General features: G+C 48.9%; 15 protein-coding genes. 5 read left to right on the top strand and 10 right to left on the bottom strand.

The window, feature by feature from the left end; genetic code table 11:
* The first annotated feature begins 16 nt into the window (after positions 1 to 16).
* A complete protein-coding gene (locus M1L52_RS05320) occupies positions 17 to 1,852 on the top strand; it encodes an ABC transporter ATP-binding protein (protein WP_248613902.1) in 1,836 nt (611 codons plus the stop codon).
* Positions 1,853 to 1,868: 16 nt separating this feature from the next.
* On the opposite strand, the gene M1L52_RS05315 is transcribed toward M1L52_RS05320, so the two are convergent.
* On the bottom strand, positions 1,869 to 3,344 hold the full coding sequence (locus M1L52_RS05315; RefSeq protein WP_248613901.1) for a ComEC/Rec2 family competence protein: 1,476 nt from the start codon (positions 3,342 to 3,344) through the stop codon (positions 1,869 to 1,871).
* Positions 3,341 to 4,033: an HAD family hydrolase gene (locus M1L52_RS05310; protein ID WP_248613900.1), complete on the bottom strand. Its 693-nt coding sequence runs from the start codon at positions 4,031 to 4,033 to the stop codon at positions 3,341 to 3,343. Before M1L52_RS05310 ends, M1L52_RS05315 begins: the two co-directional genes overlap by 4 nt.
* A gap of 109 nt (positions 4,034 to 4,142) precedes the next feature.
* Here M1L52_RS05310 and M1L52_RS05305 point away from each other — a divergent pair, with 109 nt between their 5' ends.
* The gene (locus M1L52_RS05305) at positions 4,143 to 5,594 is read left to right on the top strand and encodes a sulfatase-like hydrolase/transferase (RefSeq protein WP_248613899.1); all 1,452 of its coding nucleotides are present in this window, start codon (positions 4,143 to 4,145) and stop codon (positions 5,592 to 5,594) included.
* 203 nt (positions 5,595 to 5,797) lie between these two features.
* Here M1L52_RS05305 and M1L52_RS05300 read toward each other — a convergent pair whose 3' ends face one another.
* From M1L52_RS05300 to M1L52_RS05285, 4 genes are all read right to left on the bottom strand, one after another.
* Positions 5,798 to 6,406 carry a DUF4294 domain-containing protein gene (locus M1L52_RS05300; protein ID WP_248613898.1) on the bottom strand — a complete coding sequence of 203 codons (609 nt, stop codon included), beginning with the start codon at positions 6,404 to 6,406 and terminating at the stop codon, positions 5,798 to 5,800.
* 111 nt (positions 6,407 to 6,517) lie between these two features.
* A complete protein-coding gene (locus M1L52_RS05295; protein ID WP_248613897.1) occupies positions 6,518 to 7,138 on the bottom strand; it encodes a PKD domain-containing protein in 621 nt (206 codons plus the stop codon).
* A gap of 25 nt (positions 7,139 to 7,163) precedes the next feature.
* Positions 7,164 to 7,922 (bottom strand): hypothetical protein, encoded by a 759-nt coding sequence (locus M1L52_RS05290; protein WP_248613896.1) that lies wholly within the window; start codon positions 7,920 to 7,922, stop codon positions 7,164 to 7,166.
* 12 nt (positions 7,923 to 7,934) lie between these two features.
* Positions 7,935 to 8,450, bottom strand: a complete 516-nt coding sequence (locus M1L52_RS05285; protein ID WP_248613895.1) for a hypothetical protein — start codon at positions 8,448 to 8,450, stop codon at positions 7,935 to 7,937.
* Positions 8,451 to 8,615: 165 nt separating this feature from the next.
* Here M1L52_RS05285 and M1L52_RS05280 point away from each other — a divergent pair, with 165 nt between their 5' ends.
* Both M1L52_RS05280 and M1L52_RS05275 read left to right on the top strand, forming a co-directional pair.
* The gene (locus M1L52_RS05280; protein ID WP_248613894.1) at positions 8,616 to 10,121 is read left to right on the top strand and encodes a succinate CoA transferase; all 1,506 of its coding nucleotides are present in this window, start codon (positions 8,616 to 8,618) and stop codon (positions 10,119 to 10,121) included.
* Between the two features lie 24 nt (positions 10,122 to 10,145).
* The gene (locus M1L52_RS05275; protein WP_248613893.1) at positions 10,146 to 10,598 is read left to right on the top strand and encodes a hypothetical protein; all 453 of its coding nucleotides are present in this window, start codon (positions 10,146 to 10,148) and stop codon (positions 10,596 to 10,598) included.
* Positions 10,599 to 10,605: 7 nt separating this feature from the next.
* Here M1L52_RS05275 and M1L52_RS05270 read toward each other — a convergent pair whose 3' ends face one another.
* The 3 genes from M1L52_RS05270 to M1L52_RS05260 are packed head-to-tail and all read right to left on the bottom strand — an operon-like array spanning position 10,606 to position 13,246.
* Positions 10,606 to 11,646, bottom strand: coding sequence for a M28 family peptidase (locus M1L52_RS05270; protein ID WP_248613892.1), 1,041 nt, complete (start codon positions 11,644 to 11,646; stop codon positions 10,606 to 10,608).
* Positions 11,647 to 11,702: 56 nt separating this feature from the next.
* Complete coding sequence (gene trhA, locus M1L52_RS05265; RefSeq protein WP_248613891.1) at positions 11,703 to 12,350, bottom strand: PAQR family membrane homeostasis protein TrhA; 648 nt, start codon at positions 12,348 to 12,350, stop codon at positions 11,703 to 11,705.
* The gene (locus tag M1L52_RS05260) at positions 12,347 to 13,246 is read right to left on the bottom strand and encodes a YitT family protein (RefSeq protein WP_248613890.1); all 900 of its coding nucleotides are present in this window, start codon (positions 13,244 to 13,246) and stop codon (positions 12,347 to 12,349) included. Before M1L52_RS05260 ends, trhA begins: the two co-directional genes overlap by 4 nt.
* A gap of 270 nt (positions 13,247 to 13,516) precedes the next feature.
* Between M1L52_RS05260 and M1L52_RS05255 the strand changes: the two genes are divergently transcribed.
* The gene (locus M1L52_RS05255) at positions 13,517 to 16,069 is read left to right on the top strand and encodes a glycosyl hydrolase family 95 catalytic domain-containing protein (protein ID WP_248613889.1); all 2,553 of its coding nucleotides are present in this window, start codon (positions 13,517 to 13,519) and stop codon (positions 16,067 to 16,069) included.
* Positions 16,070 to 16,146: 77 nt separating this feature from the next.
* On the opposite strand, the gene M1L52_RS05250 is transcribed toward M1L52_RS05255, so the two are convergent.
* The gene (locus M1L52_RS05250; protein WP_248613888.1) at positions 16,147 to 16,623 is read right to left on the bottom strand and encodes a hypothetical protein; all 477 of its coding nucleotides are present in this window, start codon (positions 16,621 to 16,623) and stop codon (positions 16,147 to 16,149) included.
* Between the last annotated feature and the right edge of the window lie 94 nt (positions 16,624 to 16,717).

Below are 16,717 nucleotides of genomic sequence, written 5' to 3'. Positions count from 1 at the left end.
CAAAACATAAAATGATATGCTGAAACAGTTTCTATCTATCATGGCACGCTACCTCAAGCCATATCGTAAATATTTGGCTTGGTCAGTGTTGCTGAACTTTTTCTCACAGTGGATGAATGTGTTCTCGTTCGTAGTGCTCATCCCTATTCTCAACATCCTTTTCAAAATCGACACGACAGTCTATGAGTATAAGCCCATTGACTGGTCACACATCCATAAGGACGATATCATAAACAACGGCTATGCATGGGTGCAGGAGATGATTACCAATCACGGCGCATTCATCACCCTTGTCATCATGGGTATAGCTCTTATCGTAATGACAGCCATCAAGACCGCAGGCTATTTCGCCTCTTCAGCCGTGATGGTGCCTCTACGTACAGGTGTTGTTCGCGACATCCGCATACAGGTCTATGAGAAAGTGCTGAAACTACCACTGAGCTTCTTCTCCGAAGAGCGCAAGGGCGATATCATTGCCCGTATGTCGGCCGACGTTCAGTGTGTCGAGGGATCTATAACCAGCTCTATCGACATGCTCATCCGTCAGCCCATCGCCATCCTCGTGTGTTTCTTCACCCTGTTCACCGTGAGCTGGCAGATGACCCTTTTCGTGCTCATCGTAGCCCCTATAGCCGGATGGATTATGGGCGTCGTGAGCCGTAAGCTGAAGAGCCAGTCAGCAGCCGTTCAGGGACAGTGGGGCGACATCATCGCCCAGCTTGACGAGACCCTCGGCGGATTGCGTATCATCAAGGCTTTCATTGCCGAGCACAAGATGGCCGCACGTTTCCGTTTTGTCAACGACGAGTTCCGCCGCGGCATGAACTCCATGATTATCCGTCAGAATGCCGCCCACCCGATGTCGGAGTTCCTCGGCACCATCATCATCGTCATCGTGCTCTGGTTTGGCGGCTCACTCATCCTTAGCGAGTCACATCTTATCGATGCCTCGACATTCATCTTCTACATGGTGATTCTATATAGTGTCATCAACCCATTGAAGGAGTTGTCTAAGGCTACCTATCAGATACCACTTGGCTTGGCATCAATGGACCGTATCGACTTCATACTGAAAGCTGAGAACCCCATCAAGGAGCCAGAGAATCCAGAGCCCATGCCTTCTTTCGAGAAAGAAGTTGAGCTTCGCGATGTGTCGTTCAGCTATATCGCTGACCGTCCGGTGCTGAAGCACATCAACCTCACCGTTCCGAAGGGCAAGACCATAGCTCTCGTAGGACAGTCAGGCTCAGGTAAGTCAACGCTCGTTGACCTCATACCTCGCTATCACGACGTGAACAGCGGCGAGGTGCTCATCGATGGTAAGAACATAAAGAATGTGCGCATATCAGAGCTCCGTTCGCTCATTGGTAATGTTAACCAGGAGGCTATCCTGTTCAATGACACATTCTATAACAACATCACGTTCGGTGTAGAGAATGCAACTATGGAACAGGTTATCGAAGCTGCAAAGATTGCCAATGCCCATGAGTTCATCATGGAGAGCGAACACGGCTACGACACTATGATTGGCGACCGTGGCGGACGACTCTCAGGCGGTCAGCGTCAGCGCGTGTCTATTGCCCGTGCCATCCTGAAGAACCCGCCAATTCTCATTCTTGACGAGGCTACCTCTGCGCTTGACACAGAGAGCGAACGCTTGGTACAGGAGGCTTTGGAGCGACTGATGAAGAGCCGCACCACCATTGCCATCGCCCACCGTCTGTCAACCATCAAGAACGCTGACGAGATATATGTGCTCTATGAAGGCGAGATTGTTGAGCGCGGTCAGCACGAAGAGCTTATTGAAAAGAACGGCTACTATAAGCGTCTGTATGACATGCAGCAGCTGTAACAGCAGGCTATAAGGGCTATGAACTTTTATACCATCTGTTCACACTCTTCGGGTAATCGCCTTTCCAAATAAGATAAGCCGCCAACATAACGGCAACAAAAACATAGTATAGTGCCACTTGCACCATTGAGGGATGAAGCCCTTCGATGCTTGCAAGTGGCATTCGCGTTATCATGGTGAGTATTGTGTTCAGCGTGTTCACCGTCCACACTAGTACTATCGACAGCGGCGGGAACAGCAGTGTCAGGAAAGCGCCACAGATTATGGCATATGCCGCAGGCACCACGACAAGATTCGTAAGCAGGAAATAAGTGGAGAAGCGTCCGAAGTGATAGGCTATTATAGGTGCCACTCCCACCTGTGCTGCCAGCGACACCGCCATACACCCCACAAGAAAAGACGGGTTACGTTCATCAAAAAACATTGGCATAAGCACCACTATACTCATCACGGCAGCAAAAGACAGTTGAAAGCCCACGTCATAGACAGCGTAAGGGCTACACAACAGTATTATCACAGCAGCCAGACACAGCAGGTTCACCGACATGTGTGTCCTGTAACCAAGCGAGAACACTGCAAAGATACTTATCATCAGTGCCGAACGAACTACACTTGTAGGCAACCCTACAAGGAAGGCAAAGCCCCAGATGCCAATGACGAGTAATATCTGCGACAGCACGCGTGGTCGACGTCGACTCATAGTGAGCATCAGCAGCAGACAACAGATGATGCCGAGATGCATTCCACTAAGAGCAAGCACATGTGACGCACCGCTAATGGAATAGGTGTCGCGCAAGTCATCGTTAAGCATTGTCTTGTCGCCAAGCGTCATGGCAGCCACCACGGCATAGGCATCACCAGAGACATCTGCCATACGGTAACGTTCAAGCAACTGATGGCGCCACTGCAAGAACCTTATCTGGGCACGAATGACAACCGACAGTTTGTCAAGTTTCAACCTTCGACACTCCCAATGCTCAGCCTTAACGAAGCAACGTCCTGCATATCCTTGCCGGAGAAGGTATCTGTCATAGTCGGAAGTCTTTTCGTCGTCAGAAAGTCCCTCTATGCGAGCCATTATCCTCAGTCCGTTGCCAGGCATCAGCTTCATAGAAAGACTATCCTTCTGAACATAGCACTTCAGCTTCTCCCCATTATCCACATTCACCGCGTCCACAGCCACCGTCTTGCGTTTCTCCACAAGCTCCGATGTTATGACCACGTCGCACATTCTTTCATGCCCATCGTAGCCATAGCCATGACTAATCCTATGTTCCCTCTGTGCAATAACCATACCCAAAAGCATTGTCGCGATGACTATCGTCAGTGTATGGGCCACAGGCTTTTTTCGCAAAAAGAATGCCAGTACAGCCATCACCACCAGAAAGGGGTAGCTTATACTGGCATCAATATTGAATCCTGTCAGAATGCCTGCCACAAGGCTTATTGCGATAGGAAGAAGAGGTGCTTTTTCTATGGACGGTATTTTCATCGCAAGATGTCGAGCAGTTCACCAAAGTGAGTAATGTTTCGCAGACGCGGATGCTCGAAAGGCTCGCTATGCTCCAGCTCCCATGTCACTTGGAATGGAATATGTACTGCCGATGCTCCTATGGCAAGCGCTGGTGCTATGTCGCTCTTCAGCGAGTTACCCACCATGAGCAGCTGTTCGGGCTTGTGCCCCACCCTCTTACAAAGATTCAGGAACTCACGCTCGGTCTTGTCACTCGTTATCTCCACATGCTCAAAGTAGCCATCCAGTCCTGATCGGCGCAGCTTGTTCTCCTGGTCAAGCAGCTCACCTTTTGTGAAGACCGCCATATGCCAGCCCTGTCGGCTCAGCTCGTCCAGCGTCTCCTTCACCTCAGGCAGCGGTGTGGCTGGCAGTTCAAGCAATGTATAGCATTCGCGCTGAATCCATGCCAAACGGTCGCCGCTCATCTTGTGGTGCGACACTCTCAGCGCTGTCTCTATCATCGAAAGAGTGAAGGCCTTCGTACCATAGCCCAGCAGAGCCATGTTCTTGCGCTCGGTGGCAAAGAGCTCGCGTGCAGCAGTCTGGCGGTCCACCCATGGCTCCAGCAACGTGTATAGTTCCTGCATCACCCGCTCGAAATGTCCCTGACAGTCCCACAACGTGTCATCGGCATCGAAAGCTATATATTTAATATCCTTAATCATCGGTTTTTTTCTTGCTAAGCAATTAACAGCCTACAAAATTAGCACATTTTTTATCAAAACGCTTGTTTTAATCATGTTTTTTAGTACTTTTGCTCCAAAAGAGAGTTTCATGAAACAAACCGCACTGTCACTGTTGGCGCTGTCAGCCATAGCATCACCCTCGGATGCACAGAAAGCCACACCCCAACGTCCGAACATTGTTTTTATTTTAGCCGACGATATGGGCTATGGCGACCTCTCGTGTTTTGGAAGCAAGCATGTAAGCACGCCAAACATCGACCGTCTGTCCAGCCAAGGCACCACGTTCACCCACTGCTACGCCGGCAGCGGCATCTCATCACCCTCACGCTGTTCACTCATGACAGGTCTGCACACAGGCCATTCGCGTATTCGCGACAATCAGTGTCCTGTTGGCGGTCGCGTAGGCATCAAGGTGAACCCTCGCGGCGACACCACCTATATCCACCGCACCAACCTCATGCCCTGTGACACCACCATCGCCACAGTCCTTTCCTCAGCAGGCTATCGCACTTGTCTCATTAACAAGTGGCACCTCGATGGCTATGATCCGCAGGCAGCGCCCAACCACCGCGGCTTCCACGAGTTCCATGGCTGGACCATCTCTACAGTACATTCCAACGCACCATATTATTATCCGTACTATCGCTTCGACGGCGACCAGCTCGTAAACATCAAGGCGAACCGCAACGACCGTCATGTGCGTCACAATACCGACATCTCCACCGACGACGCCATCGCCTTCATAGACCGTCAGCAGAAGAAAGACGAGCCTTTCTTCCTCTATCTCGCCTATGATGCGCCCCACGAGCCATACATCATCGACCAGCACACTTGGCGCTGGCACGATATAGACGAACCGTTCACTTCGCCAGAGGCAAAGGAGAATGCACAGCGCTATGCAGCACTCATTGAACACATGGATGCAGCCGTAGGCCGGCTTATGGAACATCTTGAGAAACGCGGACTGGCAGAGAACACTCTCGTCATCTTTGCCAGCGACAACGGTGCCGCCGTTCAGGCACCACTGCCTCAGCTGAACTGTAATGCGGGGTTCCGCGGACGTAAGGCACAGCTCTACGAAGGAGGCATCCGTGTGCCGCTCATCGTTTATCAGCCAGGTCGTGTACCTGTGCGTCGTCTTGACAACCTGGTCTATTTCCCCGACTTCATGCCCACGCTCGCCAGCATTGCCACAAGCAAGGACGATGGCTCTACTGATGCAAAAGCCGCTGATGCCGTCATGCCACAGAATACTGATGGCATGGACATCTCACCACTGTTCTTCGGTAGCGATGCCGACACCAACCACCGCATGCTCTACTGGGAGTTCCCTGGCAAGCAACGTGCCGCACGCCTGGGCAAATGGAAGTGTGTTACAATAAAGAAAGGTGCACCACTCGAGCTCTATAACCTCGATGAAGACCCTGCTGAGCAGAATAATCTGGCCAAGGACTACCCCGAAATGGTGCAACTCTTCGACGAGGCTATGCGACGCATGCACACGCCCTCGGAATGCTGGCCACTACCTGAAGACAAATAAAAGGCTCAACTTATTAATCCAATACTGGCAATTTTGTAATTCAATACTGGCAGTTTTGTAATCCTGTCCTGACAGTTCTGTAATCCAGAACTAACTAAGCTGAAAACCAAACTCGTCGAGTTTGGTGACCAAAGTCGACGAGTTTGTAAAATAGCACATTAAGAACTGCATCGCATTATTGTTTCCGCTATGTTACAGTTTAGTCAGAGCTGTCCCGCCTCTACCATTAGAACAACACGCTCGGTGAGACGGTCAACTCCTTCTGGGTCATAGTCTTTCTTCAGTGAAGCACCGAACATCCAGGCAAAAGCCTGCCACATGCCGGAACGCACAGGACCGATGAAGGCCTGGATAGCCTCAAAAGCAGTGGAGTGACACTCGCGGTCAACAAGTTTAATGAGAAGCTTGCCTTGTGAAAAGGTGAGCTTCTTCATTTTGGGCTTATACTCTGCCACTATGGCTGCCTCCACACGCTTCAGATGTTCATCGCGTTCTTTCTGAGTGGGCAGCGTCTCTATATACTCCGCTGTCTCTATGAGCATCTGTCGCGCCTGCTTGGCTATGGGCAACACCTTCTTCACATTGCGTACCAAGCGCATATATGCCTGTTGCTGGCGCTTTGTCTTAAACGTGGGTTCAGGATATACATAGACGTTCTGCATCTCCATGTACTGTATAGAGTCGCCATCCACCAGCACCTTTCCTATTTTCAAAGAAGGTGTGAGCACCGTCTCCTCCTTCGCATCGTCCTGAGCGAAGGCTACGGTCACTGCCAACAGAAACATAATAAAAAATGCAGAAAGTCGTTTCATGGGCGCAAAGGTAAAAAAAATATGGCCATAATCGCTTGGACTATGACCATAATTAACTATAATTTCACTTAAAACATTATTTTGCTTCTATAATACCAAAACAGAGTAATGCTATTCTACAGTAACTGACTTGGTGTATGAATCAATCTTATTGCCCTTCTTGTCGTACAGAGAAAGAGTAACATTATAAGTGCCACTTGAAGCATAGTAGGTATTTACCCCATTGTATTTAGAGTCTGAATATTGGCTATAGGTAGTGCCGTCTCCAAAACTCCACTCGGCACGATAGAACTCATAATATTGGGCAACGAAGGTATAAGTCATTTTTTTTGTGCCAGAAGTTTGTTTTATAGTAAAATCGGCAAGGGGAAGAACTTCCACCTCAACAGAACCTTCATAGCCATCAATCTCAGCAGTCACGATGGACTTTCCTTGAGCAACGCCCTTAACACTGACGGAATGTGGAGCAGATGAAGATGACAAGGTGAAATCAGTTATTACAACATTGTCATTGGATGTTCTCCAATTGACTTTCTCACCTCCGAAATTCCACGTAGGATAAATGGTTTGAGTTCTGTTTACTCTCAGTTCCGACCCTGTTCCATAGGATATCTCTATATTGACTTTAGGCTCTGGCAGTTTCTGCGTGATTTCTTCAACAGTCATTTCTTTACCGCAGGAAGCTATTGCTAAAGCAACAATTGACAGGAAGATGTATTTGATATGTTTCATAATGGATGTCTTTTGGGGGAATAAGTTATTTATTTAATTTCACGCCAATACGCAGGCAAAGGTTTCCAGACAAGCCACTGTGCTTAACCTCTTCAGCCGTAGTTTCATAACCATCGTAGCCTGAAAAAGTGGTATGGTTTCTATATTGGATTTTTGCCTCTTCTTCTGCAAATTCGATGAAGCCTTGACGATAAGAGAGATCCACACTGATGCGCTTAGCTACCCATAGGCGTAGTCCTACATTGATGCCTGCATCGACTTCTGGAGTACTTGTGTGGCTGTTTATATATCCTCTTTCTCCTAATTCATACTTTCCCTCATTATGTACGTAGTTGTCAATAACATCTATTGCGGCAAAGGCACCGATATGAGGTTCTAACCAGATATTATTATTTGCTCCCAGTCCCATACGGTAAACGTAGTTAATGGGTGAGAGGAAAACTGCCATACCTGTTGACTTATGGCTTGCATAGAATTGGTCATATTCCCATCCGCGACTTGTGATACCAGCCTCAATGCCTAATTGTGCCCCAAGTTGTGTGCCACGTTTCATGGCCCACTGGTAGCCTAATGCTGCCTCGTAGCCAATGACGGGCTTAAAATGGCTTTCCGTAACGCCATTCAACTGTCCGCCAGCGGCAAAATAAAACGTTCTGTCACGAGGTACTTTGATTACATTCATGGTGTTCGAAGTAATCTTCTTCGAAACGACCGTACCAAATTGAGCGCTGGCTTCAGAGACATAGGTGCCTAATGCCAACAGTAAAATCAACAGTTTCTTCATAAGGCGATGTGGTTATTTTTGTTCAGTAGCTCTGGTGTAGGGTACATAGCCCTGTCCTTGTATGCGTGGATGCTCGCTTTCAATTCTAATCCAGGGAATGTCACTATCCTGCATCGTGCGCCAGTTGATGTAGTTTGCAGTGAATCCCACAAGGGTGATGGTACAGCCTTGGGCGAGGTTCTTCGTGCTGATGTTAATGATTGGCGAGACTATAACATCGCAGTTGTGTTTCTGGCTCGACATGAAGGTGGCATAGTCGCGCAGGCGCTGCATCTGCTGGTCGCTGTAGCCGCGGTCGCTTATTGCACCGGCTATGCTTGCAAACTCCTCGTAGGTAATTTCCCACACATCCTTTATGCGGCCCTTGGTTTCATCAATCTTCAACTCTACGGTGACTGGGCGCACATAGGAATTGCTGATAACTTCCAATGAACGGGCTTGTGAACTCTGCAACTGATAGATATTCTTCTGGGCACTGGCAGTTAATGCCAACATGGTCACGCAGACCAACATGAGTAGTTTTTTCATAACAGTAGTAATATTAATAGGGTTCAACTTACAAAGGCCAAAAGTACATAATTATTAGCTTTTTATCTTTATCTATAAGTTAAACTGTGTTAAACAACGTGTAATTCTTCCGTTTCTGTTACATACTTTGTAATTTTGCTTGCAATTTTACGTAAAACTAACAAAATGGCTTACACACGTATGACCGCTGCCGAGGCTGCAGCACTTATCAAAAACGGAGATAACATTGCCATGAGCGGCTTTACGCCTGCTGGTGTGGCAAAGGCTACAACGAAAGAACTTGCCAAGATTGCCGTAAAGGAGCATGAGGCAGGACGCGAGTTTAAGGTTGGCATCTTCACCGGTGCATCAACAGGTCAGTCAACCGATGGTGACATGGCAAATGCACAGGCCATCAAATACCGTGCTCCCTACACCACAAACCCCGATTTCCGCAAGCACGTCAACATGGGTGAAATTCCCTATAACGACCTGCACCTGAGTCACATGGCACAGGAGCTGCGCTATGGCTTCTATGGACAGGTGGACTGGGCAATACTTGAGGTGTGCGACATCGAAGAAGTTGGCAACGACTACCACGTTTATCTCACAGCAGCAGGCGGCATCTCGCCAACAGCAGCCCGACTGGCAAAGCGCGTCATACTGGAGCTCAACTCGTTCCACAACGCTAACGCGAAATTTATCCACGACGTTTACGAGCCTCTCGACCCTCCTTATCGCAAGCCCATCATGATTGAGAAGGTGAGCGACCGCATCGGTGTGCCTTACGTGTCAATACCCAAGGACAAGGTTGTTGGTGTGGTAGAATGTAACATCCCCGATGAGGCACGTGCCTTCAAGGATAATGATCCTGTAACCGACAAGATTGGATTCCTTACCGCAGAATTCCTCGTTGAGGAGATGCACAAGGGTCGCATTCCAAAGGAGTTCCTTCCACTGCAGAGCGGTGTAGGCTCAACAGCAAATGCCATCCTCGGTGCGCTGGGACAGGATAAGCATGTGCCTAACTTCAACATCTATACTGAGGTTATCCAGAACTCTGTCATCGACATGATGCTCAACGGTCGTGTAAAGGATGCTTCTGCTTGTTCTCTGACAGTTTCTAACGACTGCCTTATGCAGGTCTATGATAACATGGACTACTTTAAGAACCACCTCACCCTGCGCCAGAGCGAGATATCCAACTCGCCCGAGGTTATACGCCGACTGGGCGTCATCGCCATCAACACAGCTATCGAGGTGGACCTCTATGGCAACGCGAACTCTACCCATATCAGTGGTACAAAGATGATGAACGGTATTGGCGGTTCGGGCGACTTCATCCGCAACGCCTATCTGTCTATCTTCACCTGTCCATCAACGGCAAAGGGTGGTCTCATCTCGTCTATAGTGCCATTCGTGAGCCATCAGGACTCTTCAGAGCACGATGTGAACATCATCGTAACAGAGCAGGGCGTAGCCGATCTGCGTGGTAAGTCTCCTGCACAGCGTGCAGAAATCATCATCGAGAACTGCGCTCACCCCGACTACAAGCCATTGCTTCGCGAGTATCTGAAGCTGGCAAAGATGGGACAGACACGTCACGAGCTTACAGCTGCCTTTGCCATGCACGACACGCTGGCTCGCAAAGGCGACATGCACCTCACCGACTTCTCTGAATACGTAAAATAAACTATACTTTTCGCGAGCCTCACTATGAGAAAACGCATAAAAGGTGAACTCGTCTGCTGTGGCGACCCCAAAGGAAACATCACCAACATGGATGCCCGAGAGCTCTATGAGACAGTGAAATGGGGAATGAAAGCAGTAGAATGTTCACATGGAGGCGACGAAAGGGCAAAGCGTGGCCTGCATCTTGGCAAGATTTGCGAAGATGCAGGTCATCCTGTTTTAGCACTGCGCGTGTGGACTGACACCTTCTCAATGGTCAGCGGCGACAATTGGGAATGGTGTGACGAGCCCATCAACACCGCAGTCTATTCTTTTGACAGCAAGGTCGCCTCTACTACGCTGGAGGAGTTGGCACGTAACATTGACCGCCTGTGGCGCAAGCTCGGTCACGACGAGCAGGCGCGATACATGAAAAAAGCCAAAGACGATTATCGCAGTCTTTGGCTATGGAAATATCAAGAACCTTATTGGGAGTAATCAGTTCTCATTTCTCCGAGAACACCACTTGCACAACGGTCTGTCCTACGGCACGGAGCGTTGAGGCATCTATATGGCTCATATCGTCAATGACTGTATGCCATGTAGGTCCGAACGAGCTTGCCTCACAGTCAGGATAGTAAGGTATGATGTCTATACATGGTATGCCTGCTACTTTGTTCACTGGCACATGGTCGTCGGTGATGGCACCACCCTCCAGTCGGGGGAAGAAACTGCCATAGCCAGCTGTCTCAGCAGCTTTCCACACTCGGTTGACAATGCTTGGCGCATAGTGCTTGGAATAGAGTTCCTGATAGAAATGAGCACCTCTGCCACCCACCATGTCAAGCAGTATGCCGAAACGAGCCTTGTAGCCGTCGCGATGAGGATTGGCTGCCCAGTACTGTGCTCCCAGCGCCCATGTGTCGCTATCATCACCCTTCGATTCAGCCCACTGCGGAGTGCCCCAGTCCTCAGCATCGAAACAAACGAAGTCAATGCCGATATTCTCATTGAGAGCAGCGCCTGCATTTGCAGAGTCAACCGAAATGCCTCTCTCGGTAAGCGCAAGCAGACGAGCCACCTCGAGCATCACCGCCACACCGCTGGCACCATCGTTGGCTGCCATGACGGGCTTGTGCCAGTTAGCCTCGTCAGGGTCGTTGTCGGCCCATGGACGACTATCCCAGTGGGCGCAGAGCAAAATGCGCTCGGTCTTCTCCGGACGATAGCTCGCAATGATGTTCATGCTGCGGAGCTGTGTACCGTCATAGCCATGTAATGTTGCCTGCTGAGCCTCAACACTCATGCCATAGCTACGGAACTTCTCCATTATCCACTCGGCACAACGGTCGTGGGCTTCGCTGTTCATTACTCGTGGCCCGAAGTCGCACTGCTGTTGACAGAAGCTATAGGCAGAGTCAGCAGAGAACTCCACTCCAACGGGTTTTTCTTCTGCCGCCGTCTCCTTTCCGCCCTGCTTTGTGCCGCCACAAGAAACAAGCGTCATTAACAGACAAATAACTGAAATATATAATATTTTTTTCATCTCATTGCTTTTCTCTCACCTCTCACTTCTCACCTCTCACTTCTCACCTCTCACCTCTAAAGATACTCCAGCAGCACATCCCACACAGCAATGATGTGGCAGATGCTTCCTGCAAGAACGAAGAAGTGGAACACAGAGTGCATGTATTTTGTTTTGTTCAGAGAATAGAACACTGCTCCGGTTATGTAGCTCACACCCTCGGCAACTATCCACACGAAGGCGGCAGTGGAGACAGTATCTATGAGCGGTTTGAAAGCTACCAACACACTCAGTCCCATGCCTACGAAACACAGTGTCTCGAAATTGGAATGTTCCTTCAGATGGATGAAGCTCACGATGGTGCCCACAATGGCACACAGCCATACAAACGAGAAAAGGCTCCATCCCCAATAGCCTTCGTTGCGAAGGGCTACAAGCGTTAGTGGCGAGTAAGAGCCTGCTATATGCCAATAGATGGCAGCGTGGTCCCACCGGCGAAGACGCTCCTTCCATTTCGAGCGTAATGGCAGAGCATGATAGACGGTAGAGGCGATATAGCTCCCAAGCATTCCGAAAAGATAAAGCGACACGCCAATGCTTGCCCATGAGCTCTCAGCACCTATGGTCATCACCAGAAAGATGATGCCCACCACCACGCCAAGCAAGATGCCGCCGGCATGGGAGAACGTGTTCCAAATCTCTTCTTTATGAGTATAGCGTATCATTTCTCTTTCTTACTACGACGCGCCTTAAACTTATCAAAGCCCTCGCCATAGACACCTATGACAGCACTCTGCGACACGAAAGCGTTGGGGTCAACATCGTTGATTATATGGAAGATAACGTCGCTCTGACGGCGATTTGCCAACACGAACAGCATCTTCACCTCGTTGCCTGAATAAAAGCCCTGTGCATCAATGACCGTACAGCCACGATGTGGTTCACGGTTTATACGTTCGCCAATTTCACGATACTTGTTAGAAATAATGAAGAACTGTACTGACGAACGCTGTGAGTTCACCACCTGGTCAATACAGAAAGCCGTGACGTAAAGAACCACATAGCCGTAGATAACTTTTTCCCAGTCTTGCAGTACAAGATAGCTCGACGAGATGATGATAACGTCACACATCATTATTACTCGTCCGAGCGATATGTCACGGTATTTGTTTATTATCGCAGCCACGATATCTGTTCCACCTGTGGAGCCATTGCTCGAGAGACCCAGTCCCACACCGCATCCGCAGAACACCGCACCAATTATTGCTGCCATGAACGGCTGGTCGGCAAGCAGATGACCGTGATAGTTTGCGGTGGTGAAGGCTACGCCAAATGTCAGTACGGCAACAGCGTAGATGGTCCTCAGACAAAAACGTATACCAAGAATCCTCAGTGCGGCAAGCAGCAGAGCACCGTTTATCACGGAATAGCTCACCTCAACCGGTATGCCTGTTCCCCAGAAGAGAATTGACGACACACCTGCCACTCCACCAGTAGTGATATTGTTTGGCAGAAGGAACACGCCCCATCCTATGCAGTAAGACAGCATACCGATGGCGATGACCAGATAGTCACGCACCTCAGCTAATATTCCTGCCCTTGTTATCTTTATCTTGTTCATCTCTTTTTCTTTTGCGGCTGCAAAGATACGATTAAGCGAGGGAAAATGCAAATAAATTTGCAATTTTCCGAGCGAGAGTATCTTAGAGACAAAGTCTCAAAGTACGATTAAGCGAGGGAAAAGCCAAAAGATTTTTGAGCTTTTTCGATACATTTGAAACATTTTAAAAAGCCAAAGCAACATAATCTTTGCGCGTTTTTGATGTATTTATTGTATCTTTGCACCCAGATAACCACAATAACTAAATACAGAATCATAAACATAACAGAAATGAAAAAAGCAATCCTTGTCCTGCTAACAATGCTGTCAGCTGCACAGCTTTTCGCAAAAAAAGACAACAACACCGAACGTCTTTGGTACGCACAACCTGCCGCCCACTGGCTGGAGGCACTGCCTGTAGGTAACAGTCACATGGGTGCCATGGTTTATGGCGGTACCGATGTTGAGGAGATTCAACTCAACGAAGAGACATTCTGGAGCGGTCAGCCTTATAGTAACAACAGCACTGAGTCACAGGAGTATCTATCAGATGTGCGCAGTCTGATTTTCCAAGGTAAGGAGGGCGAGGCTGCAAAGCTTATTGACCAGCATTTCGTGAAAGGTCCTCATGGCATGCGTTTCCTGCCTATGGGTAGCCTGAAGCTGTCGTTAGGTCATAAGAATGTCACAAAATATGAGCGTGCCTTGAATCTTGGTGATGCTACTGCCACAACTTCTTACGTTTATAATGGTGTTAAATACGAACGCACGGTGTTTGCTTCGCAGGCTGACAATGTGATTGTTGTGCAACTGAAGGCCAACAAGAGAAAGCAACTGGAGTTTGACATGGAATTCACAAGCCAGTTACCCTCAAACGTCTTTACTGTTAAAGAGCATGAAGGTATCAAGGGAACGGTCAATGAACTGGCAGCCGTCATAGATGGCGTAGGACAGGAGGGTATCAAGGCCGGACTGAAAGCCGAGTGTCGTGTATTGGTGGAAACTGATGGCGAGGTGGAGCTCAAATCCAATGGAATCAGCGTGGATGATGCTACAACTGCTACGCTCTATATCACAGCAGGTACTAATTTCGTAAACTACCACGATGTGAGCGGCAATCCTGTGAAGAAGAATAATGAGGCGTTGGCAGCTGTGTATGGCAAGCCCTACAAGCTAGTACTGGCCAATCACATTAAGAAATATCAGGAGCAGTACAATCGTGTAAAGCTTATTTTACCTAAATCGGATGATTCTTCATTAGCTACAGATAAGCGTTTGGCGGCCTTTGAAGAAAAATCCAATCATACCTCTCAGTCCTCAACTCTAAGTTCTCAGTTAGACCTTGACATGGTAGCGCTGATGATGCAATATGGCCGCTACCTGCTGATTTCTTCAAGTCAGCCTGGCGGACAGGCAGCAAATCTGCAGGGCGTATGGAACGACAAGATGAATGCCCCCTGGGACTCGAAGTACACCATCAACATTAATGCCGAGATGAACTATTGGCCGGCACTCATAGGCAACCTCGCCGAGACGCAAGAGCCCTTCTTCTCAATGATAAAAGATCTGAGTGAGACGGGTGCGAAGACTGCCAAGGAAATGTATGGTTGCCGTGGCTGGGTGGCACATCACAATACCGACCTGTGGCGTATTGCCGGTCCTGTTGACGGCACACCTTGGGGTATGTTCCCCACTGGTGGAGCCTGGATGACCACGCATATCTGGCAGCATTATCTCTATACAGGCGACAAAGAATTCCTGAAACAGTGGTATCCTGTGATGAAAGGTGCTGCTGACTTCCTGCTCGATTATATGCAGGTGTATCCTGCTGCCGGTGAGGTGAAGCAGGCTGCTGGATGGCTGATGACTGTTCCTACGGTTTCACCCGAGCACGGACCGAGGGGGAAAGGCACTAATGTCTGTGCAGGTTCCACTATGGACAACCAGATTGCTTTCGACGTGCTGAGTCAAACGCTGAAGGCAGCCAAGGTACTTGGAAAGGACACGGATGCGGCAAGAGATTCTTCACTCTCCACTCTTAACTTTTCACTTAAGAACCTCCCTCCCATGCAGATAGGACGTTACGGCCAACTTCAGGAGTGGATTATCGATGCTGACGATCCCAAGGACGAGCATCGCCATATTTCTCACCTCTATGGCTTGTATCCCTCGAATCAGATTTCTCCGTATTCACATCCCGAACTCTTTGCCGCTGCTGCTAACACCTTGAACCAGCGTGGTGACATGGCTACGGGATGGAGCCTGGGATGGAAGACGAATTTCTGGGCACGCATGCTTGATGGCGACCATGCCTTCCGCATCATTAAGAATATGCTGCATCTGTTGCCCGACGATGGTGCTGCCCGTAAGTATCCCAACGGCCGCACCTATCCGAATCTCTTTGATGCCCACCCGCCTTTCCAGATTGATGGTAACTTTGGCGTGTCGGCAGGTATCTGCGAGATGCTGCTGCAGAGTCATGACGGTGCCGTCCATCTGTTGCCTGCCCTGCCTACAGACTGGAAGAAAGGCCAGGTAAAAGGCTTGCGTGCACGTGGCGGATTCATCGTGGACGAGGAGTGGCGCGAAGGTAATCTTATATCAGCGAGTGTGCGTTCTACCATTGGTGGCACGCTACGAGTACGCTCATACGTTGAATTGGAGGGTAAAGGCTTGCAGCCTGCCCAAGGCGATTGTCCCAACGAGCTCTTTGCCCCTGCACAGATAAAGGAACCGCTGCTGTCCAAGGCGCTCACCTCGAAACCCCAGATTCAGCTGAAGAAGGTGTTTGAATATGACATTCAGACGGTGCCAGGTCAAGTTTGTGAGTTAAAAGCTAAATAACAGCAACAGCCGGAGGCGAGAAAACCTCCGGCTGTTTGTATTATGCGTCAGACAGGATTACTGACGTGTTTTTATGTTTATTTTTTGTAATATCCTTCGAAGCCCTCGATAGCGTTGTTATACCAGTTCAACACATCGCCAGTCATACGCTTCACGACAATGTCACGCGAGTTACTCTCCATCTTAATAGTAAGGATATCGCCGTTAATAGAGTACGTTCCTGTGGAGGTACCACCTTCGTTAGTCCAAGAGAACTTCTCGCCACTGACAGTATAATCATAGGTATGGCGAGTCCACTTGTGCCACTTCTTATCGGCACCATTATTGTCCAAATTGCCAAAACTGACATGGCCTGCATTGTCAAAGATGTAGGTAACATAGTTTAGGAACTTACCATCCATAGTCTGTTCCTCATACCATTTTGTGTCTGCCAGTGTAGCAGTGGTAGCTTTGGGAGTGGTGTTGTTGTCGTCATCATCATCGCCGCAGGCAACGAAAGCCAGCGAACCGAACACTAAGCCTAACAGAAGGCTAAAGAATTGTAGTTTTTTCATACTCATAGTTTTGGTTTGTGAATAAAATTTGGACAAAGATAAGAATTGTTTTTGTATTACATCTTCATTTTTGCGAAAAAAAATAGAAATTGCT

Origin of the sequence: Prevotella sp. E13-27 (assembly GCF_023217965.1) — a bacterium.
Lineage (GTDB): Bacteria > Bacteroidota > Bacteroidia > Bacteroidales > Bacteroidaceae > Prevotella.
Note: the sequence above shows the minus strand (reverse complement) of the source record. Positions and strands in the feature narration are given on the sequence as shown.